This window comes from Parahoeflea olei (assembly GCF_001703635.1).
In the GTDB taxonomy this organism is placed as follows: domain Bacteria; phylum Pseudomonadota; class Alphaproteobacteria; order Rhizobiales; family Rhizobiaceae; genus Hoeflea; species Hoeflea olei.
The window spans coordinates 243,825-269,496 of the sequence record NZ_LQZT01000034.1 but is presented as its reverse complement, the minus strand read 5'-3'; the positions used below and the strand labels follow the sequence as shown (position 1 = coordinate 269,496).

The following is a 25,672-nucleotide window of genomic DNA, read 5'->3' as shown; positions in this document are numbered from 1 at the left end:
CATCGGCGACGCCGGTACGCTAGAGATGCCGGAGCAGCCCGCAACGGGCATTGTGACGAGTGAAGCCGATGATTGTCCATTCGAAATGTCTTGCGCGGCGCGCCGCCGCGCTTCTGGCCGGGGGGCTGGCCTTGTCGGCCACCGCGCTTCCGGTGAATGCCGCCCGCATCGAAAATCCGGTTGCGGTGTTTTCGGGGATCGACAAGATCACCGGCCGCATCACCACCTTTGACGTCTATGTCAACGAAACCGTGCAGTTCGGCGCGCTGCAGGTGACGCCGCGCGTGTGCTACAGCCGCGACGAGACCGAGGCGCCGAAGACCACCACTTTCGTCGAGGTCGACGAAATCACGCTCGACCGCAAGATCAGGCGGCTTTTCACCGGCTGGATGTTCGCCGATTCGCCCGGCCTCAACGCGGTCGATCACGCCGTCTATGACGTCTGGCTCAAGGACTGCAAGCAGGAGTCCGACGTGCCCGCGCCGAGCGGCACCAGCGCCGGCAACTGAGCGGCCCCGGGCGTCGGCTCGAAGACAGGTCCCTTTCTACACGAACGCCCCGCAGGTCAGACCTGCGGGGCGTTTTGTCTTGCGGGTGCCGGCTGAGGTCAGCGCGAGGCGACCGGCGTGACCAGCGGCGTGATTCGGCGGATGGTCACCCGGCGGTTGAGCCGTTCCGGGGCCTCGGTCCGGACCTTGAGATAGCGTTCGCCATAGCCCTGGGTCACGAGGTTTTCCGGCGGAATGCCGAACACATCCGTGAGCGCGACCGCGATCGCCTCGGCACGCTTGTCCGACAGCACCAGATTGGCGTTGTCCTTGCCGACCGCATCGGTGTGGCCTTCGATCAGGAAGGTTTCGGCCGGGTTCTTGTCGAGGATCTTCTCCATGGCGGTGGCCACGTCCGACAGGCGCTGGATCTGGTCGTCGGCGATCGTCGCCTTGCCGAACTCGAAGGTCAGCGTGTCGAGATCGACCCGGCGCACCTTGTCGCGGATCCGGGCGGACCGGCGCACTTCCTCGATCGAATACAAACGCTCCACCTGCTCGACCGGCGGCTCCATCAGGAAGTCGAGATAGGCCGAGGGCTTGGCCACGCTCGAATCGAGGATGTAGTCGTCGATCGGGATCTGCAGCCTGAGGCGGGGCAGGGACCGGCCCGGATCGACATAGGCTTCGCGCGAGCCGTCGGAGGCGGCACGGGAATAGAACAGCACATATTCGCGGCCGTCGGGCATGATCCGGCTGCGCTGCACCGTGTCGCCCCAGCGGTTGGTGATGGTCACCAGTTGCACGCCGTTGGGCCGGACGATGACCTCGCGCACGCGACCGCCGCTCAGACGCTCGTAATAGACCTCGTCGCTGCCGGCGCGCAGCCGGTCGCGGTCGTCATGCTCGATGATGGTGCGGTTGTCGACCTCGATGATCGTGCGGTTGTCGATCTGGTTGATGATGGTGACATTGGTTTCCTTTTCAGGAGCCGGCAGATCGGCAAAGCGCTCGCCGCGCTCCGACAGGGCCTGCGGCGCCTGTTCCTTGCGCAGGGCCGGGGCCTGCGAGTCTGCGTCCGATGCCGGCGGCGGTGCGGCTGGCTCGGTTGCCGGGGCTTCGGCCGCAGGGGCGGGGGCTTCACCGGCGGCGGGCTCCTCCTTGGCGCTGTCGAGCACAGGCGCGCCGTCCTCGACCGGGAGGGTCTGCACCTCTTCCGCTGGCGCCGGAGCCGTGCCGGCTTCAGGCGCGGTGCCCGCTGCAGGTTCGGTGCCCGCTGCGGGCTCGGTGGTTGCTTCAGGCGCGGTCGTCGCATCGGAACCGGGGGCCGGTTCTGCCGCCTTTGTGGACTCATCGGTGGAGCTCTGCGTTCCGGCATCCGTATCGGTGGATGCACCGGTGCCCGCGCCACTGTCGGTTCCCGTATCCGTGCCAGTTTGCGTGGACGAGCGGTCCGGGGCCTTTTCGGGCACCGGCACGGTTTCGGGCGCGGCTTCCGGTTCCGTGGCTGTCGCCGGAGCGGTCTCTTCCGGCGCCGGCTCGGTTGCGGGCGCGGACGCCTCCGGAGCGGCTTCTGCGGCCGGCTCGGGCTCTGCAGCCGGTTGCTGCGCGGCGGGCTCGCTCGGCGCCTCAGGGGCTGCTTCCGGCGCGGGGGCTGCTTCCGATGCGGCCGGATCCGGCTCAGACGCGGCCTCCGGGGCAGGCGGCGGCGTCTCTTCCGTTGCGGCCGGCGCGGGCTCGGGCGCGGCTTCTGCCGCAGGCGCCGCCTCCGGTTCGGCCGTCGCTTCCGGCTGGGCTTCGGGTGCAGGCGCAGCCTCGGGCTCTGGAGCCGGCTCGGCTTGCGGCTCCGGAGCGGCTTGGGCCGCCGCCAGCGCGCTTGCGGCCGCATCGACCTCCGCCTGGGCGGCAGCGACATCGCCGCCATTGGCTTCCGCCTCGGCCAGACGCTGCCGCGCGGCTGCCAGCGCGGCTTCGGCGTCGGCGACGCTCAGTTGAACGCGCACGAGCGGCATGGAGGTGGCTACGCCCGCATCCGTGACGGTGCGGGAGAGAGACAGGGGACCTCCATGGGCAAAGCCGAGGCTGCACAGGCTGATGGCGGTGGAGGCAAGTAGAAGCCGGGTAAGTGTCAAGACATGAACTCCTTTGAGGCAAGACCCTTCGGGTCCACAACGCCCGGGCCGGGTGTCGGGTTCCACGCTGTCGGGGAGAATGGGTCTGGACGCAAAAAGCGGCGCCGCTTTGGCGCGAGGATCGGGAAAGCGAAAGGAAAGCGGGGTATCGCCCGCCGGAGCGCAGTGGGTCGGCTTGCCGACAGGATCAGTCGAAAGCGAGATCCGGGCCGTCGAGCGCATCCTCGAGCATTTTGGCGTAAGCCGCCCGCGGAATATCGATGGCGCCGAAGCGCTTCAGGTGCTCGGTGGTGAATTGGGTGTCGAGCAGCGCGAACCTCCGTTCGCGCAGGCGCTCCACCAGGTGCACCAGGCACACTTTCGACGAATCGGTGGCGCGGCTGAACATGCTTTCGCCGAAGAAGGCGCGCCTCAGCGACACGCCGTAGAGCCCGCCCACCAGTTCGCCGTCGCGCCAGGCCTCGACGGAATGGGCGTGCCCGAGCCGGTGCAGGCTGGCATAGAGCTCGGCAATCGTGGTGTTGATCCAGGTGGTCGGGCGGTTTTCGACGCTCTCCGCGCAGGCCGCGACGACCTGGTCAAAGGCAGAGTTGATGCGGATCTCGAAGGGAGCCTGGCGCACGGTGCGCGCGAGCCGCCTGGGCACATGGAACCCGTCGAGCGGCAACACGCCGCGAATTTCCGGCTCGACCCAGAACAGCTCCGGATCGTCGGCGGAATCGGCCATCGGAAACAGGCCGGAGGCATAGGCCCGCAACAACAGGTCCGGTGTGATCGGAGGGTAGGTGGCCCGCGGCACGGTTCAGTCTCCCCGTGCCGCGGTGCGGGACATGCTAGTCCTTGGCCTTGGCGGCAAGGAATTTTTCCAGCCAGTGAATGTCATAGTCGCCATTTGCGATGTCGGGATTGGCGAGGAGATCGCGGAACAGCGGAATGGTGGTCTTGATGCCGTCGACCACGAACTCGTCGAGCGCGCGCCGGAGCCGCATCATGCATTCCACCCGCGTGCGCCCGTGCACGATCAGCTTGCCGATCAGGCTGTCGTAATAGGGCGGGATCTTGTAGCCCTGATACACCCCGGAATCGACCCGCACGCCCAGTCCGCCGGGCGGATGGTAGTGGGTGATGGTGCCGGGCGAGGGCACGAAGGTCGTGGGGTCCTCGGCATTGATCCGGCATTCGATGGCATGGCCGTGGAAGCGGATGTCTTCCTGGCTCACCGACAGGCCCGCGCCGGAGGCGATGCGGATCTGCTCGTTGACGAGGTCGATGCCGGTGATCGCTTCGGTGATCGTGTGCTCCACCTGCAGGCGGGTGTTCATCTCGATGAAATAGAACTCGCCGCTTTCGTAAAGGAATTCGATCGTGCCGGCGCCACGGTATTTGAGCTTGCGCATGGCCTGGGCGCAGATCTCGCCGATGGCCATGCGTTCGTCCTGGTTGAGGGATGGCGAATTGGCCTCTTCCCAGACCTTCTGGTGGCGGCGCTGCAGCGAGCAGTCGCGTTCGCCCAGATGCACCGCATTGCCTTCGCCGTCGCCCAGAACCTGGATTTCGATGTGGCGCGGCTGGCCGAGGTATTTTTCCATGTAGACGGCGTCGTTGCCGAAATTGGCGAGCGCCTCGGCGCGCGCCGTCGACAGCGCTTCCGACAGTTCTTCCGGCGTGTGGGCAACCTTCATGCCGCGTCCGCCGCCGCCGGCCGTGGCCTTGATCAGCACCGGATAGCCGGTGAGCTTGGCCACTTCGAGCGCCTGCTCGACGTCATGCACTTCGCCGTCTGAACCCGGAACGCAAGGGATGCCGAGCGCCACCGCCGTCTTCTTGGCGGTGATCTTGTCGCCCATGACGCGGATATGTTCCGCGGTCGGGCCGATGAAGGTGATGCCGTGGGCTTCGAGGATGTCGGCGAATTTCGCGTTTTCCGACAGGAAGCCGTAACCCGGGTGCACGGCGTCCGCGCCGGTGATCTCGCAGGCCGCGACGATCTGGTGGATGTTGAGATAGCTGTCGCGCGAGGGCGGGGGGCCGATGCACACGCTCTCGTCGGCCAGGCGCACATGCATGGCGTCCTGGTCGGCGGTCGAGTGCACGGCCACGGTCTGGATGCCGAGTTCCTTGCAGGCCCTGAGTACCCTGAGTGCGATTTCGCCCCGATTAGCAATGAGGACTTTGGAGAACATGGCCTGGTTCACTTACTCGATCACAATCATCGGTTCGGCGAATTCCACGGGGTGACCGTCACTGACCAGCACGTCGACCACCTTGCCTGCGCGCGGCGCGGGGATCTGGTTCATCGTCTTCATGGCTTCGATGATCAGGATGGTCTGGCCTTCCTTGACGGTCTGTCCGACCTCGACGAAGGGCCGGGCGCCCGGTGCCGGAGCCAGATAGACGGTGCCGACCATCGGCGCCGTGACCGTGTTGGCTGCGCGCGAGGCGGCGGCTGCTGCGGTCTCGGCGGGCGCGGGTGCCGCCGGGGCGGGCGCGGCCGCGACGGGAACCGGCTGCTGCGCGACCGGGGCGTGAATGGTCTGCGGCGTTCCGGCGCGGCTGACCCGCACCCGCAGATCGTCCTGTTCGATCTCGATCTCGGTCAGATCGGTTTCATTGAGGATATTGGCCAGATCCCGGATCAGATCCTGGTCGATCGACGGTTTTCGTGTTGCCATCGGACTGTTGCCTTTTGTTATGTGGTCGCGCATGTGGCGCGCGCCGTTTCGCAGATTGACCGTCCCTTTACAGCCCCTTTGCTGCGGATGACAAGTCCGCAAAGGGCCGCAAGCGGCGTTTGGTCCGGCGCCCGACCCCGGGCGCTGTGAAGCTTTGACCCACTCTCATACACGTCTCACCGGGCATCGGGGACCGCTTTCCCTTCGGTAACCCGCCCGATCAGGCCATTGTCCACAAGCGAATGGACGCGGGAGGCCGTGGCGCGGGCTCTCAGCAACTGGTGCTGGCGCATTCGCGCATGTTGGCGATCTTCTCAAGCAGCGCCTCTTCGCCGACGGCGCCGAACACCGCCTCGTCGCCGATCACGAAGGACGGCGTGCCGGAAATGCCGAGTGCATTGGCAAGTTCGTAGGTCTGGCGGATGCTCGCGCCGATCGACGGGTCCTCCATGCCGGCCTTGAGCGCAGCCTCATCGACGCCGAGGCCGGTGGCGACCTCGATCGCGCGGTCCTCGGTGGCGCGCACATCGCCGCCCATCAGCGCCAGATGGAAGTCCGCATAGCGCTCGGGCGCGATCTTGCGCAGCGACATCGCCACCCGGTGCGCGGCCAGCGAATCCGGCCCCAGGATCGGAAATTCCTTGAGCACGATGCGCACGTTCGGATCCTTCTTCAGAAGGTCGGTCATGTCCGACAGCGCGCGTTTGCAGAAGCTGCAATTGTAATCGAAGAACTCCACCACGGTCACGTCGCCGTCCGGGTTGCCGAGAATGGCGTCTTCGGATGCGTGAAAGATCGCATCCTTGTGGTCGGTGATCGCCGCCTGCGCCATCTGCTGGCTCTCGGCCTGCTTCTTGATTTCCAGCGCCTGGCTCATTTCCTCGAGCAGCTCCGGATTGGCAAGCAGATATTCACGGATGAAGGCGCCGAATTCCTGCTTCTGGGTGTCGTCGAGCGCGGCCGCGGGCAGCGGCAGCGCCGTCGACAGGCCGACGAGGAGGGCGGTCACGAGACCCGTGCGGTTGCGAAGTGCCATTGTGGTAGAATTCCTTTTCGTCTCCGCGGCGGGCCTCGGCGCGTCGCATGTGTGTGTCATTTTCCGATGGTCAGAATGTCGTTGGCGCGAACCGCCCCCGGCGAGCCGGGCGGCAGCTTCTGCAGCGCGCGGGCGGCGAAGACCTTTGCTTCGCGGCCATTGCCGGCGCGGAAATAGCCCTCCGCCATGATCAGTTCGGCATTGGCGACGTCGCCCGTCTGGGCATAGGCCTGCGACAGGTACCGGTAGGCGGAATAGTTTTCCGGCTCGCTCTGCAGCGAGGCGCGCAATTCGTCGATCGCCTTGGCCATGTTGGCGCGCTCGCCCGAAGCCACCAGCGCAAAGCCCAGCCGCGCGCGGATCAGCGGCGACTTGGTGCGGTCGAGCTTGACCGCCTGGTTGAAGGCCTTGATCGCCTCGGGGCTCTTGCGCAGCTTGATCAGCACTTCGCCCCGGAACTCGTGGAAATACGGGTTGTTCGGCTGTTCGCGGATCAGCGCGTCGAGCTTTTGCAGCGCCGCGGTGGAATTGCCAGACAGGTCGGTGGCGATGGCGTCGCCGTAGCGGGCCGCAAGCGAGGTCCGGTCGTTGGCAAACAGGCGGGCGACGGCACTGGCGCCGCCGGTATAGGCGGCGATCTTGGCCCGCATCAGATTGTGGCGGGCAACCAGTTGCTTGGGGTCCTGGGCGTCGAAATACTTGCTCTTGCGCGCGAGTTCCTCGAGCAGCGCGATGCGCTCACGCGGCAGCGGGTGGCTGATCTGGTAGGGATCGACCTGGACGCCGGCCAGCGACAGGCTCTGCGAGAACCGCTCGAACGTGGTCAGCATGCCGCGAATCGACTGCCCGGTGGCGTTGAGATAGCGCGCCGCGGCCTGGTCGGCGTTCATTTCTTCCGACCGGCGGTAGCTCAACAGGCTGCGCTGGGCGACCGACGGCGCGGCGGTGATCAGCGCCCCGCCGGCCTGCGCGCCGCCGGAATTGCCGGCAATGCTGCCCGCGGCAATGGCGCCCGCGCCCAAAAGCCCGCCGACGATCGCAAGCGTGCGGGCCGCCGCGATCTGCTCGCGCAGCCGCTGCTGGTGTCCGCCGGCCAGATGCCCGGCCTCGTGGGCGATCACGCCGATGATTTCATTGGGAACGCTTGCGGCGGTGAGCGCGCCGGTGTTGATGAAGATCCGCTGGCCGTCGACGAAGGCGTTGAAGCTCTGGTCGTTGACGAGCACGATCTGCACACGGTTCGACTTCAGCCCCGCGGCCTTGAGCACCGGAGTGGCATAGTCGCGGAGCAGGGTTTCGACTTCGGCGTCGCGCACCACCTGCACGCCGCCCGCGGCGCGGGCAGGCACTGCAAGCGGAAGGGTCACCAGCACTGCGGTCAACGCGGCGCCGATCCGGCGAGCGAGGCCGGCGGATCTTGCGCGGGGGCGGTTCGGCATCGGGGCGTCGGTCTGTGTCATGGGCGTGAAGGGTAATGTCTTGGCCGCGAAAAGCAATTGGCGTCTTGGGCAATGGTGACGAGTTGACGCTCTTGTGATGCACATGACAATCGGGCATTTGTGCGGCTGGGCGTGCGAAAGCACCGACCACGCAGCAGCCACGCCCGAAAATGCCCGGAGGCAGGAACCGCGCCGCCGAGCCGAAATGGAGTTCGACACGTGACATTACACCGCAAGCCCCCGGTTGAGCCGTTCCACGCGATGGATGTGCTGGCCGAGGCGACCCGCCTCAAGGAGCGCGGCGCCGACGTGATTTCCCTGGCCGTCGGCCAGCCGGCCCATCCGGCACCGGCCCCTGCGCTTGCCGCCGCCGCGCGCGCCGCGGCTTCCGGGCAGCTGGGCTATACCGACGCGCTTGGGGTGCGGAGCCTGCGCGAGGCGATTGCCGCGCGCTACCGGCGGGTCTATGGCGTCGATGTCGATCCGCGACGGATCGCGGTGACGACGGGGTCTTCCGCCGGCTTCAACCTCGCGTTCCTGCAGCTGTTCCATCCCGGCGACACGGTCGTCATCACCCGGCCCGGTTATCCGGCCTACCGCAACATCCTTTCGGCGCTGGGGCTGAAGGTGCTCGAGATCCCTGTGGGAGCTGCGACCGGGCACGCGCTCACGCCCGAGGCCATCGCGGCGGCCGAGCGCGAGGCCGGCACGCGCGTGGCGGGCGTGCTGATCGCAAGCCCCGCCAATCCCACCGGCGCCGTCCATTCGCGCGCGGCGATCGCCCGGCTCGATGCCTGGTGCGCGGACCGCGGCGTGGCCTTCATATCCGACGAGATCTATCACGGGCTCACCTGGAGCGGGGAGGAGGCGACCGTGCTCACGGTGTCCGACAAGGCGATCGTGATCAATTCCTTCTCGAAATATTTCTGCATGACCGGCTGGCGCATCGGCTGGATGGTGCTGCCCGACGATCTGGTGCGTCCGGTCGAATGCCTGGCGCAGAGCCTCTATATCAGCCCGCCCGAACTTTCGCAGATCGCCGCCGAGGCAGCGCTCGAGGGCGACGCCGAGATGGATGCGGTGCGCGAGGGCTACCGCAGGAACCGGGACCTGCTCGCCGAGCGCCTGCCGGCATTGTCGCTGCCCTTCGCGGCGCCCATGGACGGCGCCTTCTACGCCTGGGTCGACGTGTCGGGCCACACCAATGATTCCATGGCGTTCGCGCGCCAGATGCTGGCCGACATCCATGTGGCGGCAACGCCGGGCCGGGATTTCGATCCGGTCGACGGCGCCCGCTTCATGCGCTTCTCCTATGCCGGCAGCCACGACGACATGACCCGGGCGCTCGACCGCATCGAAGGCTGGCTCGCGAAGCGGTAACGCGGCGGGAGACGAAGCCCCGCATGGGGCGAGGGGACATCCACGAAGCTGAAAAATTGATGGCTTCAAAGCTACGCCCTGATGGCCATCGACGGGGGACGTGGCGGCGTGTTTGGCAAGTTTGGGCGAGCATAGTCCTCACTCTCGCCAAGGGCTTGCCAGATTTCCTTCGCAATGAGCCGGCATACCCTGCTCACAGTGAGGCGGGTGGCTGCAGGTTGAGTTCGAACGTTGTCTTAAGGAGTATAGCGTCTCGCCGCGCCTTTTGCAGATGAATGGATTTTGCAAGACGTTTGCGAGTTCGCACGGACATCGGCGCTCTTGCCCAAAGAGACAACGCTCTGGCGCTCGGGATTACGTGGGTGCCTATTATGAGAGCTTCAAAAACAGCTTCCGCTTACTTTCCTGCATCAATCTGCTTTTGGTAGATATCGGCAAGGCGGCATCCCTCTTCGGCCCCGAGCTCGCATGCGCGTTCGTAGCTGGGCAGCGCCACCACCTTGCCCTGTTTCTGGCGCACGGCCGTTGCATAGCGAAGATACCATTGGGGTGCGTCGGGCTCTTCTTTAAGCTTCTGGCTCAGATAGTCTATGTCGTCGCTGCAACGACCGGACTGGAGAACATGATTTTCCGATTTGAAAGTATCGATCTTTTCTGGAGTGGAGTTCCAGCCGTCGGCGCAGCGTTCATGAATCCAGTTGTCAGCCGCCAAGCCTGAAAGTCTTGTATACGCAACGCTGTAATCGACATTGACGATCACATTCTTGGCCACCGAGTCAGGCTGACCTCTGCCACCAACCCAGATGCCGATATAGCGGCCTTGGTCGTGTGGCTGGTCCAGCTTGATAAAATTCTCCTCAACAATGCACTTCTCGGGTGTGGAATTGATGCTCACGCCAACGGCTTCACCGGCACGAAACGGAACGATGTCTGAGACCGTGTTCCGCAACACCCTGCATTCGGGTCCGGTTACTTCAATACCAAAAGAATGACTGTCAGGCCACTCCCGATAGCCTTTGATGCCGCGGACGACTGTGTCCTCGACAGTCACCTTTGTTCCGAGAACGGTAGCGCCCCTGAAAATGTTGTTTTCAATCGTCAGGTGCGACAGAGTAATGTCCTCGACGGATTGGAAACGGACCCCGTAAAAGAATCCCGAAATTGAACCGTTGAAGATGGTTACGTCCTTGACACCATTTCCGGAGACTCCGTTTCCAAGACCTTCTCCGGGACCGGATATGTGATGTCCTTGAAGATCGATGGATACACCGTCCGAGAGTACACTGATTCCCGAATCTCCTTCCGCTGCAACTTGCAGGTCTTTGGAGACACAATAACGCCCAGGCTCTTTTATGAGTGAGGGCAAAGTATCAATGGGCAAGCACGGTCCGGTGCCGGCAAGCGCAAACAACGGCGCGATAAGAGAGGTAATATCCATGGGCTATCCTTAGCCGCGGATTTCAATGAGCACAAGCCGGTTCCATTGAGCCGCTGCGGCCATTTCAACCAGCGCTGGAACAAGTCACCAAGAGCCATAAGGTCACCGCCTCAAGGCAGGTGCGGCGTGACCTTGCTTCACGCATCCGAGCCAATTCAAGGTCGACAAGACAGCTACTGCGAAGGGCAGCCCAAGACAACGGCGGAGCGGTAAAACCGGCTGACCAGAGTGGCAAGGTTCGATCGAGCAGCCGAATCCGTCGCCCTGGAGATGCGGGTCCTCCCAGGCATGCTTGCCCGGGGAGGGTCGGTTTTTCTGCCGGGCGAGAGCAGAGCAACAAAAAACCGGCGGTCATGACCGCCGGTTTTTTATGGTCTGTCAGAGGCTTGCAGCGCTCAGAAGAAGCCGCCGCGCTTCTGCCACCAGCCGGCTTTTTTCGGCTTGTCGCCGTCGCCGTCGGGCTTGGGGCTCGAGGAGGTGACCACCGGGGCGGTGGCGATCGCCGACAGGTCGGTGCGCGCGCGCCGGTCGGCCCCCTTGGCAGGCGCTTCTGCCTCTTCCGAAGCGGGGTCCTCTGACGGGGCCGCATCGGCTTGCGCCGTCTCCGGTTCTGCCTCGGCGGCTTCGCCTTCGGTCTCCGGCGCCTGGGCCTCGGCGTCGTCCATGGCTTCGGCTGCCGCCTTGGCGGCCGCTTCTTCCTCGGCAGCCTTTTCGGCAGCGATCTGCGCCTTGGTGCGGCGTGGCTTGCGCGCCGGCTTGGCGGGCTTGGCCGGCGCTTCCGCCTCGACCGCTACCTCGGCCTTGGTCTCCGGTGCCGGAGCATCTGCGGCCTCGGCCTCCGCGGGTGCGGCTTCGGTTGCTGCCTCTACCGGTTCGGATGCGGCTTCGGCAGCCGTCTCCTCAGCCGGGGAACCGTCGTCCGACCCGGCGTCGGAGGTCTCGGTGTCGCTGCCGGCTTCGGCCGACTGGGCCGCAGCGTCGTCCTCGCGGTTGCGGCGTCCGCCGCGCTTGCCGCGCCGGCGGCGCTTGCCGCGGCGCTGCTCGTCGCCGTCGCTCTCCTCGGCCGACGATGCCGCGGTCTCGCCGTCGGCGGAGCCATCTTCGTCGTCAGCGCTGTCGTCGTCGTCGCGGCCGCTGTCGGAAGAGGCCGACTGGTCGTCGCCATTGGCGGTGTCGCCATCGGACTTGCGTCCACCGCGGCGCCGGCGCCGGCGGCGCTTCTTGCCCTGGCCTTCCTCGCGCTCGGCGCGGTCGCCGCCCTGGTTGTCGGCGCTGGCCTCGGAGGCCTCGTCGCCGCCGTCCTCGTCGATCTCCTCGATGATCACGGCATCGTCGTCATCCTCGGGATAGCTCGGCGCATTGATGGTGATGTGGTCGATATTGACCGGCTTTTCGACGGCCGCGCCACGGTCGATGGCGAAGTGGCTCGCGCCCACCGTGTGGTCGGCGGCGAAGCTGATCGAGACGCCGAAGCGGTTCTCGAGATCGACCACCGTGTCGCGCTTGTGGTTGAGCATGTAGAGCGCGGTGTCGGCGGTGGTGCGTACGATGATGTCGTGGGTGGTGTTCTTGAGCAGATACTCTTCCACGCCGCGCAGCACATGCAGCGCCACCGAGGACTGCGACCGGATATGGCCGTTGCCGCCGCAGGTCGGGCAGACCTGCATGGTGCTTTCGAGCACCGAGGCGCGAATCCGCTGGCGCGACATTTCCAGAAGCCCGAAATGCGAGATCCGGCCCACCTGGATGCGGGCGCGGTCGTTCTTCAGGCAGTCCTTCATCTTCTTTTCGACCGCACGGTTGTTGCGGTTCTCTTCCATGTCGATGAAGTCGATCACGATCAGGCCGGCAAGGTCGCGCAGCCGCAATTGCCGCGCCACTTCCTCGGCTGCCTCGAGATTGGTCTGCAGCGCCGTGTCCTCGATCGAGTGCTCGCGCGTCGACCGGCCGGAGTTGACGTCGATGGCGACCAGCGCCTCGGTCTGGTTGATGATGATGTAGCCGCCGGATTTCAGCGTCACCTGCGGCTGCAGCATCTTGTCGAGCTGGGCCTCGATGCCCGAGCGCGCGAAGATCGGATGCAGGTCCCGGTAGGGCTGAACCACCTTGGCGTGGCTCGGCATCAGCATCTTCATGAAGTCCTTGGCCTCGCGGTAGCCTTCCTCGCCCGAGACCATGATTTCCGAGATGTCCTTGTTGTAAAGGTCGCGGATCGAACGCTTGATCAGGCTGCCTTCCTCATAGACGAGGCTCGGGGCCGTGGACTTGAGCGTGAGGTTGCGCACCGTTTCCCACAGCCGCATCAGATACTCGAAGTCGCGCTTGACCTCGACCTTGGTGCGGTTGGCGCCGGCGGTCCTCAAGATCACGCCCATGCCCTTCGGCACTTCAAGTTCCCGGGCTATCTCCTTGAGACGCTTGCGGTCCGGCAGGTTGGTGATCTTGCGCGAAATGCCGCCGCCACGCGCGGTATTGGGCATCAGCACCGAATAGCGGCCGGCGAGCGAGAGATAGGTTGTGAGTGCCGCACCCTTGTTGCCGCGCTCTTCCTTGACCACCTGCACCAGCAGGATCTGGCGGCGCTTGATGACTTCCTGGATGCGGTACTGCTTGCGCGGCTTGCGCTGGGACCGCGTGGGAACCTCTTCCATCGCGTCTTCGGAGCCGACCGATTCCACCGAATCGTCGTCGCCGCCAGTGTCGTCGTCGTCATTGCCGCCGCGGCGCTTGCGCGACGACACCGGCTCGGAGATTTCCTCGGCCTCGACATCCGCCGACATCTGCGTCGGCTTGTCGTCGTCGCCGCTCTCGCCATCGCCGGTCTCGCTGTCGGCATCGGCCTGAGCGTCTTCGATGACGGGCGCCTCGTCGTCGCCCGAGCCTTCGACCGCGGCCTGGGCCTCGCCGTCGAGCGGGGCTTGGGTCCCTGCGTCAGCCTCAGCCGTGTCGGCCTCCTCGGCCGGTGCGTCCTCTGCGGCTTTCGCCTCGTCGCCCGACTTCTTGCCGCGGCGGCTGCGGCGCGGCCGCGACTTGGACGGCTTGGCGTCGTCGCCGTCCTCGCTATCGGCCGGCTTCGCGGCGGCGCGCGACTTCGACTTGCCCGAACCGGAGTCGGCCTCGTCGGCGCTTTCGAAATCGGGATCGTTGTCGGCGTCCTCGGCCTGTTCCTGGAGCAGGGCCTGACGGTCGGCGAGCGGGATCTGGTAATAGTCGGGGTGGATTTCGGAGAAGGCCAGGAAGCCGTGGCGGTTGCCGCCGTAATCGACGAAGGCCGCCTGCAGCGAAGGCTCGACCCGTGTGACCTTCGCCAGATAGATATTGCCGCGTATCTGCTTCTTGTGCTGCGACTCGAAGTCGAATTCTTCTATGCGGTTGCCGCGAACGACAACGACGCGCGTCTCCTCGGGATGGGAGGCGTCGATAAGCATTTTCTCTGCCATTGAATACAAGCTCCTCGGCGCGCCTGCGACGTCGGTCCCCGCCGCCCCGAAGGTGGGGGCAGGGACTGGTCGGTTGGGAGTGCGCCGGACAAAGGACTTTCCGGAAGACGGCAGGGGACGATGCGCGGCAAACCTGCGACAGGGGCGGAACTCGCCCGGGGGCTGCAGGTATGTTTTGAAAACCGCATTTGCACCATAAGAGCCGGCCGGAAATTCATTTACGTGTAGTCCTTGCGGACCGATGAAGCCCCTTGAAGGGGAGCGCGGCGAAGACCGCCGCTAAGGTTTTGGCGGTAACCCTCGCCCGCCGGGTTTGATCAGTTGCTGGCCTCGATGAAGCCGGGGCATCGGTGCCTCGCCGCATTTTCGGCCATATTGCCTTGCAGGAGCAGTCGGGCCGGGCTCTCCAATCGGGAGAGGCGATCCGGTTGCTCCGGGGAAGGTATGTGTTTAGACGACGGACGATCCGTACTCCTGGCGCCGTGGACCCGTTGCGGGCGGCGGCCGGAAGGGCGACAGTTCTATCCCGTCAATACTCTTACCCAGACAATGCTTCTATGGCGAGAACGGCTTTCTGGCAAGCTGAAAACATCTTTGTGATCGCATGCGCGGACGGGGAGCGGGTGGCGTCGGCCGGTGGGGCGCGGGCCGGGCGACATGGTAAACGGTCGGTTAACCCGATTGGGTGACACTCGTCCGGGAGTGTGAGCCGGGCATCCGGGCCGCGTGGCGCGGGCGTTGCGCGGACCACGCGACAGGTACACAACCCAAAGGCGCCGCGGCGCGGCGAATCAGGACCAGGGCAGCACCATGCGCAGTTTTGCGACCAGCCGGTATCGGCACGCAGCGACGAGGCGGCTTTTTGCGGGCGCCCGGTCCGTGTTTGCGCGCTTGGCCGGCGCTCGGCTGCGCTGTGCCGGGCGGCTGCTCGTCTGCGTTGCGGTTCTGGCCATTCCCGGCCGCGCGATGGCGGAGCCAGAGCCGGTTACGTCCGAAACCCGGCAGGTCGCGATAGCCGCGCGCATCGCCGGCGATGACAACCGCGTCCGTCTGGTCATGGATTTCGAGCGCAAGCCCGATCTGCATCTGCGCTTTCTCGAAAACCCGGACCGGGCCGTCATCGACCTGCCGGAAACAGTCTTTGCCTTCCCCGAAGACGCGCTCGCGCCGCGCGGGCTGGTCACCTCGATCCGCTATGGTGCGGCCGGCGCGGGAAGGGCGCGCATGGTGTTCGAACTTGCCTCGCCCGCCACCATGGAACTGGTCGAAAGCACCGAGGAGGCGGAGGGGTCGATCCACCGGGTCGTCTTCGACGCGGTGGCGGTGGACCGCGCCACATTCGCCGAGAAGGTCGCCGAGACGATCTGGACCGACGCCGGGGCCGGCCCCAGGTCGCTGTCCGAGGCATCGCTGAGCGATACGCTCACCATCGTCATCGACGCCGGCCACGGGGGCATCGACGGTGGCGCGGAGGGTCCGTCGGGCTCGATGGAAAAGCACATCACGCTGGCCTTCGCCGAAGCGCTGAAAGAGGCGCTCGAGGGGGAAGACGGGATTCGCGTCGCCATGACCCGCAGCGACGACAGTTTCCTGTCGCTGTCGGCCAGGGTGCGGCGCGCCCGCGAGGAGCAGGCGGATCTCCTGATCTCGCTGCATGCCGACTCGATCCGGATCAAGTCGCTGCGCGGGGCCACCGTCTACACGCTCTCCGACAAGGCCTCCGATGCGGTCGCACAATCGCTGGCGGAGCAGGAAAACGGGGCGGAGGGCATTGTCGGGGCGAGCCTCGAAAACGCGCCCGAGGCGGTTGCGGCGATTCTGGTGGACCTGGCGCGCACCGAGACCCGGGTGTTTTCCACGGGCCTTGCCCGCCAGGTGCTCGATTCCTTCGAAGGCCAGGTTAAGCTGATCAACAATCCGCTTCGCCATGCCGGGTTCCGCGTGTTGCAGGCGCCGGACGTGCCTTCGGTGCTGGTGGAAATGGGCTATCTCTCCAATCCGGAAGACGAAAAACTGCTCACGGACCCGGAATGGCGGCGCTCGACGGCGAGGCTGCTCGCGCAGTCGGTTCAGAATTACCGCAAAACCATCTTGGCGGGCCGGCAATGATGACCGATAAGGGGACGAAGCGGCGGACGGCGCAGCGGTGTGACAGTTCGGCAACGAGGTCGTTGCGCGCGCACCGCGCCGCGAGAATTCGGGATGCAGGCCCTATTTTACTCACATTGTCCGGGCTAACCGGGCGGACGACAAGGTTGCCCGGAATCGCGCCGCACGGCGCGCTGGCCAACGAGACAAGCAAACGGTAGCTGGCTGATGGTACGACTGATTGGATATTTCTTCGGGATCGGGGCCGTGGTGTTTCTGATCGTCGCGGCCGGGGTCGCCTGGTATATCGGCGACATCTCCAAGGACCTGCCCGATTACGAGGTGCTCAACAGCTACGAGCCGCCGGTGACGACGCGCGTGCACGCGGCCTCGGGCGAGCTGATGGCGGAATATGCCCGTGAACGCCGGCTGTTCCTGCCGATCCAGGCAATCCCCGACCGCGTCAAGGCCGCCTTCCTGTCGGCGGAAGACAAGAATTTCTACTCGCATCCGGGTGTCGACCCGATCGGTCTCGCGCGTGCGGTGATCAACAATATCCGCACCGGCGCGCGGCAGGGGGCCTCGACCATCACCCAGCAGGTCGCCAAGAACTTCCTGCTCACCGCCGACCAGACCTACGAGCGCAAGATCAAGGAAGCGATCCTGTCGTTCCGCATCGAGCAGGCCTATTCCAAGGACCGCATTCTCGAGCTCTATCTCAACGAGATCTTCTTCGGCATGAACGCCTACGGCATCGCCGGGGCGGCGCTCACCTATTTCAACAAATCGGTCAACGAGCTGACCATCGCCGAAACCGCCTATCTCGCCTCGCTGCCGAAGGCGCCGTCGAACTACCATCCCTTCCGCCATCCCGACCGCGCGATCGAACGCCGCAACTGGGTGATCGACCGGATGGTCGAGAACGGCTATGTCAGCGCCGCCGACGGCGCCGATGCCAAGAAACAGCCGCTCGGCGTGACGCCACGCAAGACTGGCTCCTACCTGTTCGCCTCCGAATATTTCGCCGAGGAAGTGCGCCGCGAACTGATCAGCCGCTACGGCACCGACGCGCTCTACGAGGGCGGGCTGTCGGTGCGCACCACGCTCGATCCGAAGCTCCAGGCCTATGCCCGCAAGGCGCTTCAGAAGGGACTTCTGAGCTATGACGAACGCCGCGGCTTCCGTGGTCCGGTCAAGACCATCGATGTCTCCGGCGACTGGGGCAAGGCGCTGAGCGAGGTCGAGTTCCTGCGCGACGTGCCTGAATGGGAACTGGCGGTGGTGCTCTCGGCCACCGAGGACACCGTCGAGGTCGGCCTGCGGCCCGAACAGGAAGTCTCCGGCGCCGTGGGCTCCGAACGCGAGACCGGCACGATCCTCGCCGAGGACATGAAATGGGCCTACCGGCTCAACCTGCCGGGCGAGAAGGCGCGCAACGTCAAGAAGGCCTCCGACGTGCTCAATCCGGGCGACGTGGTCTATGTCGAGCCGATCGAGCAGGACGGCACCAGGCATTTGCGCCTGCGCCAGCCGCCCAAGATCCAGGGCGCGCTTGTGGCGATGGACCCGCATACCGGCCGCGTGCTCGCCATGGTCGGCGGCTTCTCCTTCGCCCAGTCCGAATTCAACCGCGCCACCCAGGCCCAGCGCCAGCCCGGTTCGGCCTTCAAGCCCTTCGTCTATGCCGCAGCCCTCGACAACGGCTATACCCCGGCCTCGGTGATCCTCGACGCGCCGATCGAGATCGTCTCCGGCGGCGAACTGTGGAAGCCCAAGAACTATGGCGGCGGCTCGGCCGGTCCCTCGACGCTGCGGCTCGGCATCGAGCGCTCGCGCAACCTGATGACGGTGCGGCTCGCCCAGGACATGGGCATGAACCTGGTCGCCGAATATGCCGAACGCTTCGGTGTCTATGACAACATGCTTCCGGTTCTCGCCATGTCGCTCGGCTCGGGCGAAACCACGGTGATGCGGATGGCTTCGGCCTATTCCGTGTTCGCCAATGGCGGCAAGCAGATCAAGCCCTCGCTGATCGACCGCATCCAGGACCGCTACGGCAAGACCATCTTCAAGCACGAGGAGCGCACCTGCGACGCCTGCGTCGCCTCCGCATGGCTCTCGCAGGAGGAGCCCGAGGTGGCCGACAACCGCGAGCAGGTGCTCGATCCGATGACCGCCTACCAGATCACCTCGATGATGGAAGGCGTGGTCACGCGCGGCACCGCCGCCGGCAAGGTCAAGCTCGACCGCCCGACCGCCGGCAAGACCGGCACCACCAACGAGGAAAAGGACGCCTGGTTCATGGGCTATACCGCCGACTTGGTGGCGGGCGTGTTCATCGGCTTCGACAATCCCACGCCGATGGGCCGCGGCTCGACCGGCGGCGCGCTGGCAGCCCCCGTGTTCAACGAGTTCATGCAGAATGCGCTCAAGGGCACACGCCCTGCCGATTTCCGCGTGCCCGAGGGCATGAAGCTGATCGCCATCAACCGCAAGACCGGCATGCAGGCCTTCGAGGGCGAGGAAGACGTGATCATGGAAGCCTTCAAGCCCGGCACCGGCCCGTCGGACGTCTATTCGGTCATCGGGCTCGAGGACTACGCCACCGGCGAGGCCATCACCACGATCTCGCCGCAGGCCAACCAGGCCGTCACCACCGGTTCGGGCGGCCTCTACTAGGCCTCATCGTCGCGGCCCGAAATTCGGCGGCCGCGACGGCTTTACATCGCCGGGAGGGGACCTTATGGTCCGCCCCGCTTCGGCAGAAATGCCTTTCTGAACTCACACGGACACGAAATCACATGCGCGCGGAAACCCAGGTCGTTGTCGACGAAATCAAGCAGGCCATAAGCCTGCTGAGGAGGCATCTTTGACTGGGAACCTGCCCAAAAGCGCCTGGATTGGCTGAACGCGAAGGCCGAGGATCCCTCGATCTGGGACGATCCGCAGGAAGCCCAGAAGCTGATGCGCGAGCGCCAGCAGCTCGATGACGGCATCAACGGGCTCAAGCGGCTCGAAGCGCAGCTGTCGGACAATATCGAGCTGATCGAGATGGGCGAGGAGGAGGGCGACCAGGCCATCGTTGCCGACGCCGAAGCCGCGCTCAAGGAACTGCGGGCCGAGGTCACGCGCCAGCAGATCGAATCGCTGCTGTCGGGCGAGGCGGACGGCAACGACACCTATCTCGAAGTCCATTCGGGCGCCGGCGGCACCGAAAGCCAAGACTGGGCCAACATGCTGTTGCGCATGTACACCCGCTGGGCCGAGAAGCACGGCATGAAGGTCGAGCTTCTGGAAATCCACGACGGCGAAGAGGCTGGCATCAAGTCGGCGACCATGCTGGTCAAGGGCCACAACGCCTATGGCTGGCTCAAGACCGAATCGGGCGTGCACCGCCTGGTGCGGATCTCGCCCTATGACAGCCAGGCGCGGCGCCACACCTCGTTCTCGAGCATCTGGACCTATCCAGTGATCGACGATTCGATCGTGGTCGACATCAACGAGAGCGACTGCCGCATCGATACCTACCGCTCGTCGGGCGCCGGCGGCCAGCACGTCAACACCACCGATTCCGCGGTGCGCATCACCCACAACCCGACCGGGATCGTGGTGCAGTGCCAGCAGGAACGCTCCCAGCACAAGAACCGGGCCAAGGCCTGGGACATGCTGCGCGCGCGTCTCTACGAGGCCGAGCTCAAGAAGCGCGAGGAGGCCGCCAACCAGGAGGCTGCGTCCAAGACGGATATCGGCTGGGGTCACCAGATCCGCTCCTACGTGCTGCAGCCCTACCAGCTGGTCAAGGATCTCAGGACCGGCACCGAAAGCACCAACCCGCAAGGGGTGCTCGACGGCGATCTTGACGAATTCATGGAAGCGGCCCTTGCCCAGCGCGTCTATGGCGGCAGCGCCGACGTGGCCGACATCGACTGAAAAACGACGGTTTTGCAAGGACCTGGCGCGGCTCCCGCAAGGGCCGCGCCTTTTGCGTTTCGGGGTGTGGGGCCGGGGCTGTTTTCAGGCGGAAATCGGGCGTTGGGGACGCGAATATGGCGATTGCACCCGTCAAAACTTTAAATCTTTGTAATTGGAAATCGGCGCCCTGGCGGCGCTAGGCTCCCTCTCGAAGCCGGATCGAGCCGGTGAGCGGAGGAACGCTTCGCTTGCGACGCGACTCGACCAGACGGCTTCGAACCCGGCCGGCAGACCGCCAACACAGCCCCGCGGTGCTGCCGGCAAGCTAAGGAGTGAGATCAATGCGTATTGCTCTTTCGTCCCTGACCGCCGCCGCCCTGTTCGCCTCCGCGCTCGGCGCGCTTGCGGCAAGCACCATGACCACCGGCACGATCAAGTCCTTCGTCCTGAATGACGGGACGGCCTACAGCCTGCCGACCGGCTACAAGGATCCCGGCCTGAAGGCGGGCAAGAAGGTCGAGCTGGGTTGGCACATGCAGGATAGCCGGCATGTGGCCGACACCGTCAAGCTCATGAACTGAGCGCACGACGTGAGAGCGCGCGGCGGCAGGTTTCTGTGCGGCCGCCGCGGGGAACGGGGGCGTCTGCCCCCGTTCCTATGTCGCAGGAACTGCCACGTGCGGTCCCGGCGGTCCGGACGCCGGAATTTGGCTATCTCGAAAAGGCAGATCGGATCAGGCTCACGCCCGCGACCGCGAACAGGCCGGCGACAAGGCCGTCGATCCAGCGGCGCAGCCGCCTGTAGCCGGACATGAAACCGGGCAGGGAGAATGTGATCGCGTATCCGGCGTAGTTGACGAAGCCGATGGCGATGCAGACCAGCGTCGCGGCAGCCACCATGGCGCCATCGGTCTCCTGGCTCAGGCCCATCGACAAGGCGGCCATCCAGGCGACGACGGCCTTCGGGTTCGACAGGTTGAGGATCAGTCCCCGCCAGAACCATCGGCCCTTGTCCGGCCTCACCGTCTCGGAGCCGGCCTTGTGCATCGCGGAGCGGCCGGATTGAAAGGCCAGCCACAGGAGATAGAGACCGCCGGCGATCTTGAGAAGGCTCAGCACGTAGCTGCTGGCCTGGAGAACGACGCCGAGGCCGGTCGCCGCCACCACGCCCCAGACCGAAAGCCCGACCGATAGGCCGAGACCGAACAGGAGCCCGGGCCTGCGTCCCGAATGCATGGCGACCGTTGCCACGGCGATATTGGCCGGCCCCGGTGAAACCGCGACGACGAAGAACGCCAGCGCAATCGCGAAGGTGGTCCCGAACCCCGTCATCCGTCGTCTCCTCCGTGTCCGGCGGTGCGGCTATCGCGCGCCGGGCGCTGTTGCGCTCAGTTGCTCGACCGTTCCACCTGCATTTCGCCGAACTCGTCGACGTAAAGCGACCAGGTCTCGGGCTCGGCCACGCCGGGATCGGTCTTGAGATAGATATAGGCCGCAAAGCCGGGCGCGCTGGCGGTGCCGGTCGAATCCTCGGGCCGGATGTCGGTGACATAGGCCCCGAGCGCGTTGATCTCCTCCACGGCCGTCGTCATCACCAGCTCCGGCCCGTCGGGCGTGAGCGCGATCTGCTGCAATTGCAGATCGGATGTGTTGTCTGCGCCGCGAATGGCGATCAGCCGGTAGTAGCCGCGCGGAGCGGGCGCGGCTTCGGCGGCGGGGTCCGACGGCTTGGTCGCGTCCGCCGCGTCCGCCTTGTCCGCATCGCCGGCATCGTCCGCGGTCCCTTCCCAGGACCCGCCGCTGGTGACGAACAGGACGCGCGGCGACAGCGCGCCGGCAAGGGTGTCGCCGTCGGACTGGGCCTGTGCGGCACCTGCTGGCGCAAGCGCCAGCAGGGCCAGCAGCGCCAGCGTCCTCGAATGGGGCAGGGGCATCGAAACGGGCATCGCAACCACTCCTCTGTTTTCCATGCGTCAGTACTGAAATTGTTCGGCCAGAATGCGGTCGTTCCAGGAATGGCTCGAATCGGTGAGGATCCGGGTGGTGAATTCCGCCGATTCGGCGACCCGCACCTCGATCACCGACTTGACCTCGGTGTGGTCGGCGACCGCGTTGACCGGGCGCTTCTCGGGCTCCAGCACATCGATGCTGACCGTCACCTTGCTCGGCAGCAGCGCGCCGCGCCAGCGCCGCGGCCGGAACGGGCTCACAGGCGTGAGCGCCAGCAATTGCGCGTCGAGCGGCAGGATCGGCCCGTGCGCCGAGAGATTGTAGGCGGTCGAGCCCGCGGGGGTGGCCACCATCACGCCGTCGCAGATCAGTTCCTCGAGCCGCACCTGGCCGTCGATCGAAATCCTGAGCTTGGCCGCCTGGTAGCTCTGCCTGAGCAGCGACACCTCGTTGATGGCAAGCGAGGTGTGGATCTTGCCCTCCGTGTCGGTGGCGGTCATTTCCAGCGGCCGGATGGTGTTTTCCACCGCCGCATCGATGCGTGCGGCCAGATCCTGGTCGGAATACTCGTTCATCAGGAAGCCGACCGAACCCCGGTTCATGCCGTAAACGATCTTGCCCGAACGCATCTGGTCATGCAGCGTCTGCAGCATGAACCCGTCGCCGCCGAGCGCGACGATGACATCGGCTTCCTCGGCGCGGGCATTGCCGTAAAGCGCGGCCAGATGCGTGGCCGTGGCCTGCGCGTCCGGAGCCGGCGAGGCGATGAAACTGAATGTCCGTGCCATTAGATGAAGGTACTCCCAAATGTTTCCAGACAATGGCGATTGCGCGGGCGGGATGCAAGGGCGGCGCGATCGGGACAGGCCGGCGCCGGCGGCAGCAATCGGTCCGGCCTTCGCCTGTCGCGCCACGGCGATCGTCAAACTCGGTGCGGCCGTGTCGCGGCTTCGCGTCCATTCCCCGGATGGGGAATCGGAAAGCGGCGGGGCTTTTTCTATTCTGGGACGCGCGGGGGCGCGCGCAAGGATGCGGCAACCCATCTTGCGAGGCCACACAGGCGCAGGCCAGGGAAGGAAGCTTGGAATGGACGGGTTCTTGTCGGTGGTATCGGTTGTGCTGAGAGTGCTGGTCCTGCTCGCGGTCGCGGCACTGGTGTTCTCGATGACTGCCGATGCGCTCGAACTCAGCCGCAACGGCAAGACCTACAGCTTCGATCTGGCCCTGCCCAAGGGCGTGGCGTTCAAGGCCAGGGGCGTCGACCGGGTGCTGCGCTATCGGGGCATCGACATCAGCTTGCGTCTGATCCAGGACGAGTATGCCGATTGCGGCCAACTGGTCTCGGAGCGCGAGCGCCGGATGTTCGACCGCGGCCAGTATGTCTCCGACGCCGGGACGATCATTTCGCAAAAGGAATGTGAGGTTTCGCTGTTCGGGCCGAAGGGCGCGTCGCTTTCGAGCTATATCTATCTTGAGATCTGCCAGTGCTACGTCGCGATACACCTTACTTATCCGAACGACGTTGCCTTCGACGCAGTCGTACCGGTCATAAGCGGGTTCGGTGACGCCTTCTCAAACCGGCGCAAGATCCCCGAGACCGCCACGGTGGCCGAAACCGTCGAGCCCGACTGGAAGGAAGCCTTCGACATCTTCCGGCAGCGAAACCTCACCGCCCAGCTCGCCTACAACATCTACTCGCAGAGCACCTCCTTCGCGCTTGCAAGCGAGCGTGAGACCAAGGCCGCGGTAACCTATCTCGCCAGCCTGTTCGGCATCTCGGACTATGACGTCCAGAATGGTTTTTCGGGCGGCATCGACTGGGTCTACGACGTCGAGACCGGCAAGGCGCTCTACGAGATGTCGCCGCAAGCCATCGCCCGGTCGATCTCGTCCTGCTATAAGCGGGGAAATCCCGGTGCCAATTGCAGCCTCAACTACCATCAGGAGATGGGGTGCCGGATGACGAAGAAATGGGCGGAACTGTGCAGCACCCCGGACCGGCCGGGTATCAGCGGCATTTATGACCTGTGCTGGGGCGAGCCGCGCGGTGACATGCCGATGCTGCCGGTGGTCGCCGACAATGCCGAGCGCAGCGTGCAATTGCCGACAAACGGCAAAGGCGGCAAAGGCGCCAAGGCGAAGGGGGAAGCCGTGACGAAAAACACCGAGAAGGTCGCCGTGGCCTATTGCGACGACGATATCTGGCGGCAGTATTACGCGCGCACGCCAAGCGACAGCATCCCAGCGGGGTTTGAACCATGAGCCGTCTTCTGCCGCTGCCGTTTGTCCTGCTGGCTCTGGTGGTTGCACTCGCCGCGCCGGCCCGGGCCGACACCGGCGTGTTCCAGGACCCGGGCAAGCGCGTGGCGCTGGTGGTCGGCGCCGCGGCCTATCGTGAAGTCACCGCGCTCGAAAACCCCGCCAACGACGCGCGCGTGATCGCCGAGGCGCTTGAAGGCCTGCGCTTCGAGGTCATCCATGTGCAGGATCCGACGCGGGCGGAGTTCATGGACGCGCGCCAGCGCTTTCTCGATCGGCTCGCCGGCAGCGACATCGCGCTGTTCTATTATGCGGGGCACGCGATCCAGATCGGCAATGTCAATTACCTGATCCCGGTCGATGCGGAGTTCGGCACGCTTGCAACGGTCAACGAAAACTTCATCGACCTGAGCGCCATCGTCAACGAAATGGATGCCCGCGCCAAGACCAAGATCGTGGTGCTCGACGCCTGCCGCGACAATCCCTTCGAGGCCGAACTCGCCGAGGCTCTGGCCGGCACGCCCGACGCAGGCGCGGTCAAGCGCGGCCTCGCCGTCATCAAGAGCGGCGGGCCGCCCGAAAAGCCGGCCGACGAGGGCGAGGGCTTCAACACCTATGGCAGCATCATCGCCTTTGCCGCGGCACCCGGCACGACGGCGACCGACGGGGAGGGCGCCAACAGCCCCTACACGGCGGCGCTCGCGACCGAGCTTGCCAAGCCCGGTGTCGAGGTCGGGCAGATGTTCCGCGCCGCCGCGGCCAATGTGGTGCGCGAGACCGGCGGCCAGCAGCAACCCGAATATCTGGTGCGGCTCACCGACGAGGTCTATTTCTCGCGGCCGCAGCCCTCGGACTGCGATTATTTCGCGATCGCGCCCTACAACCAGGTGGGCATCCCCGGCGTCGAGTTCGACGCGATCCGCCCGTCGCGGGCGATTCCCGCCTGCGAGGAGGCGCTGGCCAATGAACCGAACCATCCGCGCTACCTGCACAATCTCGGCCGCGCCTACGATGCCGCCGCCGACTACGGCAAGGCGGTGGAGTATTACCGCAAATCCTCGGAACTCGGCTATGTGCCGGCCTATTCGACGCTTGGCGTGATGCATATCAACGGCCAGGGCACGGGCCAGGATTTTGCGGAAGGCGTGCGGTTGCTCAAGCACGCGGCGCAGATGGGCTACCGGCTCGCCAAGGTCGGCCTGCGCAACCAGGATTTCACGGTGCTGTTCGAAGCCGATCAATACAAGGCGCTGCAATCGGCGCTCAAGCGCGCGGGCTACTACGACGGCCCGATCGACGGCGCTTTCGGCAAGGGCTCGCATGCGGCGCTGGAAGCCTTCCAGAAGGCCGAAGGCCTGAGCCTGAATGGCGCCACGCTCGAAACGCTCGACCGCCTGTCGCTACTCGACATCATCCCGCATTACGACCTCAACTGACG

Annotated in this window: 19 protein-coding genes; 8 read left to right on the top strand and 11 right to left on the bottom strand. The window is 65.4% G+C overall.

All coding sequences use genetic code 11. The features are described 5' to 3' along the window. Positions 1 to 68: 68 nt before the first annotated feature. The gene (locus tag AWJ14_RS16090) at positions 69 to 509 is read left to right on the top strand and encodes a DUF2155 domain-containing protein (protein ID WP_066181371.1); all 441 of its coding nucleotides are present in this window, start codon (positions 69 to 71) and stop codon (positions 507 to 509) included. A gap of 98 nt (positions 510 to 607) precedes the next feature. On the opposite strand, the gene AWJ14_RS16085 is transcribed toward AWJ14_RS16090, so the two are convergent. The 6 genes from AWJ14_RS16085 to AWJ14_RS16060 form a co-directional block, all read right to left on the bottom strand. Then, a complete protein-coding gene (locus AWJ14_RS16085) occupies positions 608 to 2,620 on the bottom strand; it encodes an OmpA family protein (RefSeq protein ID WP_245304308.1) in 2,013 nt (670 codons plus the stop codon). Positions 2,621 to 2,807: 187 nt separating this feature from the next. Beyond that, positions 2,808 to 3,419, bottom strand: a complete 612-nt coding sequence (gene aat / locus AWJ14_RS16080) for a leucyl/phenylalanyl-tRNA--protein transferase (RefSeq protein ID WP_066181367.1) — start codon at positions 3,417 to 3,419, stop codon at positions 2,808 to 2,810. A 34-nt stretch (positions 3,420 to 3,453) separates the two neighbouring features. After that, positions 3,454 to 4,803, bottom strand: a complete 1,350-nt coding sequence (gene accC / locus AWJ14_RS16075; RefSeq protein ID WP_066181740.1) for an acetyl-CoA carboxylase biotin carboxylase subunit — start codon at positions 4,801 to 4,803, stop codon at positions 3,454 to 3,456. A gap of 12 nt (positions 4,804 to 4,815) precedes the next feature. Next, positions 4,816 to 5,292, bottom strand: coding sequence for an acetyl-CoA carboxylase biotin carboxyl carrier protein (gene accB / locus AWJ14_RS16070; RefSeq protein ID WP_066181364.1), 477 nt, complete (start codon positions 5,290 to 5,292; stop codon positions 4,816 to 4,818). 271 nt (positions 5,293 to 5,563) lie between these two features. Next, on the bottom strand, positions 5,564 to 6,328 hold the full coding sequence (locus tag AWJ14_RS16065) for a DsbA family protein (protein ID WP_066181362.1): 765 nt from the start codon (positions 6,326 to 6,328) through the stop codon (positions 5,564 to 5,566). A gap of 56 nt (positions 6,329 to 6,384) precedes the next feature. Continuing rightward, positions 6,385 to 7,788 (bottom strand): M48 family metalloprotease, encoded by a 1,404-nt coding sequence (locus tag AWJ14_RS16060; protein WP_066181360.1) that lies wholly within the window; start codon positions 7,786 to 7,788, stop codon positions 6,385 to 6,387. Between the two features lie 240 nt (positions 7,789 to 8,028). Between AWJ14_RS16060 and AWJ14_RS16055 the strand changes: the two genes are divergently transcribed. Further along, positions 8,029 to 9,147 carry a pyridoxal phosphate-dependent aminotransferase gene (locus AWJ14_RS16055; RefSeq protein ID WP_066181357.1) on the top strand — a complete coding sequence of 373 codons (1,119 nt, stop codon included), beginning with the start codon at positions 8,029 to 8,031 and terminating at the stop codon, positions 9,145 to 9,147. 397 nt (positions 9,148 to 9,544) lie between these two features. Here AWJ14_RS16055 and AWJ14_RS21995 read toward each other — a convergent pair whose 3' ends face one another. Beyond that, positions 9,545 to 10,585 (bottom strand): right-handed parallel beta-helix repeat-containing protein, encoded by a 1,041-nt coding sequence (locus tag AWJ14_RS21995; RefSeq protein WP_083220310.1) that lies wholly within the window; start codon positions 10,583 to 10,585, stop codon positions 9,545 to 9,547. A 395-nt stretch (positions 10,586 to 10,980) separates the two neighbouring features. Next, entirely contained in the window at positions 10,981 to 14,025 is a 3,045-nt protein-coding gene (locus AWJ14_RS16045; RefSeq protein WP_066181350.1) for an Rne/Rng family ribonuclease, read from the bottom strand. A gap of 879 nt (positions 14,026 to 14,904) precedes the next feature. On the opposite strand from AWJ14_RS16045, the gene AWJ14_RS16040 reads away from it, so the two are divergent. The 4 genes from AWJ14_RS16040 (at position 14,905) to AWJ14_RS16025 (ending at position 20,606) form a co-directional block, all read left to right on the top strand. Next, entirely contained in the window at positions 14,905 to 16,134 is a 1,230-nt protein-coding gene (locus tag AWJ14_RS16040) for an N-acetylmuramoyl-L-alanine amidase (protein ID WP_066181738.1), read from the top strand. A 207-nt stretch (positions 16,135 to 16,341) separates the two neighbouring features. Beyond that, positions 16,342 to 18,792, top strand: a complete 2,451-nt coding sequence (locus AWJ14_RS16035) for a penicillin-binding protein 1A (protein ID WP_066181346.1) — start codon at positions 16,342 to 16,344, stop codon at positions 18,790 to 18,792. A gap of 122 nt (positions 18,793 to 18,914) precedes the next feature. Continuing rightward, a protein-coding gene (gene prfB / locus AWJ14_RS16030; RefSeq protein ID WP_139112672.1) for a peptide chain release factor 2 occupies positions 18,915 to 20,043 on the top strand; the annotation gives its coding sequence in 2 pieces (ribosomal slippage) (positions 18,915 to 18,983 and positions 18,985 to 20,043; 1,128 coding nt in all). Positions 20,044 to 20,366: 323 nt separating this feature from the next. After that, positions 20,367 to 20,606 (top strand): DUF1344 domain-containing protein, encoded by a 240-nt coding sequence (locus AWJ14_RS16025; RefSeq protein ID WP_066181340.1) that lies wholly within the window; start codon positions 20,367 to 20,369, stop codon positions 20,604 to 20,606. A 130-nt stretch (positions 20,607 to 20,736) separates the two neighbouring features. Here the strand turns inward: AWJ14_RS16025 and AWJ14_RS16020 are convergent, their stop codons facing one another. From AWJ14_RS16020 to AWJ14_RS16010, 3 genes are read right to left on the bottom strand one after another with little or no spacing between them, the layout of a single operon-like run. Continuing rightward, positions 20,737 to 21,357: a LysE family translocator gene (locus AWJ14_RS16020; protein ID WP_066181335.1), complete on the bottom strand. Its 621-nt coding sequence runs from the start codon at positions 21,355 to 21,357 to the stop codon at positions 20,737 to 20,739. Positions 21,358 to 21,413: 56 nt separating this feature from the next. Further along, on the bottom strand, positions 21,414 to 21,971 hold the full coding sequence (locus AWJ14_RS16015) for a hypothetical protein (protein ID WP_139112671.1): 558 nt from the start codon (positions 21,969 to 21,971) through the stop codon (positions 21,414 to 21,416). 27 nt (positions 21,972 to 21,998) lie between these two features. Beyond that, positions 21,999 to 22,763: an NAD kinase gene (locus AWJ14_RS16010; RefSeq protein ID WP_066181332.1), complete on the bottom strand. Its 765-nt coding sequence runs from the start codon at positions 22,761 to 22,763 to the stop codon at positions 21,999 to 22,001. A gap of 298 nt (positions 22,764 to 23,061) precedes the next feature. Between AWJ14_RS16010 and AWJ14_RS16005 the strand changes: the two genes are divergently transcribed. Together AWJ14_RS16005 and AWJ14_RS16000 are read left to right on the top strand one after the other, a co-directional pair. After that, positions 23,062 to 24,237: a hypothetical protein gene (locus tag AWJ14_RS16005; RefSeq protein WP_066181328.1), complete on the top strand. Its 1,176-nt coding sequence runs from the start codon at positions 23,062 to 23,064 to the stop codon at positions 24,235 to 24,237. After that, a complete protein-coding gene (locus AWJ14_RS16000) occupies positions 24,234 to 25,670 on the top strand; it encodes a caspase family protein (protein WP_066181326.1) in 1,437 nt (478 codons plus the stop codon). The genes AWJ14_RS16005 and AWJ14_RS16000 overlap by 4 nt, the downstream gene beginning before the upstream one ends. The last annotated feature ends 2 nt before the right edge of the window (positions 25,671 to 25,672 follow it).

Excerpts from the sequence above, each read along its gene's own strand:
- AWJ14_RS16015 (WP_139112671.1), bottom strand. The coding sequence starts at position 21,971 with ATGCCCGTTTCGATGCCCCTGCCCCATTCGAGGACGCTGGCGCTGCTG.
- AWJ14_RS16060 (WP_066181360.1), bottom strand. The coding sequence starts at position 7,788 with ATGACACAGACCGACGCCCCGATGCCGAACCGCCCCCGCGCAAGATCC.
- accC (WP_066181740.1), bottom strand. The coding sequence starts at position 4,803 with ATGTTCTCCAAAGTCCTCATTGCTAATCGGGGCGAAATCGCACTCAGG.
- AWJ14_RS16020 (WP_066181335.1), bottom strand. The coding sequence starts at position 21,357 with ATGACGGGGTTCGGGACCACCTTCGCGATTGCGCTGGCGTTCTTCGTC.
- AWJ14_RS16010 (WP_066181332.1), bottom strand. The coding sequence starts at position 22,763 with ATGGCACGGACATTCAGTTTCATCGCCTCGCCGGCTCCGGACGCGCAG.
- AWJ14_RS16065 (WP_066181362.1), bottom strand. The coding sequence starts at position 6,328 with ATGGCACTTCGCAACCGCACGGGTCTCGTGACCGCCCTCCTCGTCGGC.
- AWJ14_RS16055 (WP_066181357.1), top strand. The coding sequence starts at position 8,029 with ATGGATGTGCTGGCCGAGGCGACCCGCCTCAAGGAGCGCGGCGCCGAC.
- AWJ14_RS16035 (WP_066181346.1), top strand. The coding sequence starts at position 16,342 with ATGGTACGACTGATTGGATATTTCTTCGGGATCGGGGCCGTGGTGTTT.
- accB (WP_066181364.1), bottom strand. The coding sequence starts at position 5,292 with ATGGCAACACGAAAACCGTCGATCGACCAGGATCTGATCCGGGATCTG.
- AWJ14_RS16045 (WP_066181350.1), bottom strand. The coding sequence starts at position 14,025 with ATGGCAGAGAAAATGCTTATCGACGCCTCCCATCCCGAGGAGACGCGC.
- AWJ14_RS16090 (WP_066181371.1), top strand. The coding sequence starts at position 69 with ATGATTGTCCATTCGAAATGTCTTGCGCGGCGCGCCGCCGCGCTTCTG.
- AWJ14_RS16025 (WP_066181340.1), top strand. The coding sequence starts at position 20,367 with ATGCGTATTGCTCTTTCGTCCCTGACCGCCGCCGCCCTGTTCGCCTCC.
- AWJ14_RS16005 (WP_066181328.1), top strand. The coding sequence starts at position 23,062 with ATGGACGGGTTCTTGTCGGTGGTATCGGTTGTGCTGAGAGTGCTGGTC.
- AWJ14_RS16000 (WP_066181326.1), top strand. The coding sequence starts at position 24,234 with ATGAGCCGTCTTCTGCCGCTGCCGTTTGTCCTGCTGGCTCTGGTGGTT.
- AWJ14_RS21995 (WP_083220310.1), bottom strand. The coding sequence starts at position 10,585 with ATGGATATTACCTCTCTTATCGCGCCGTTGTTTGCGCTTGCCGGCACC.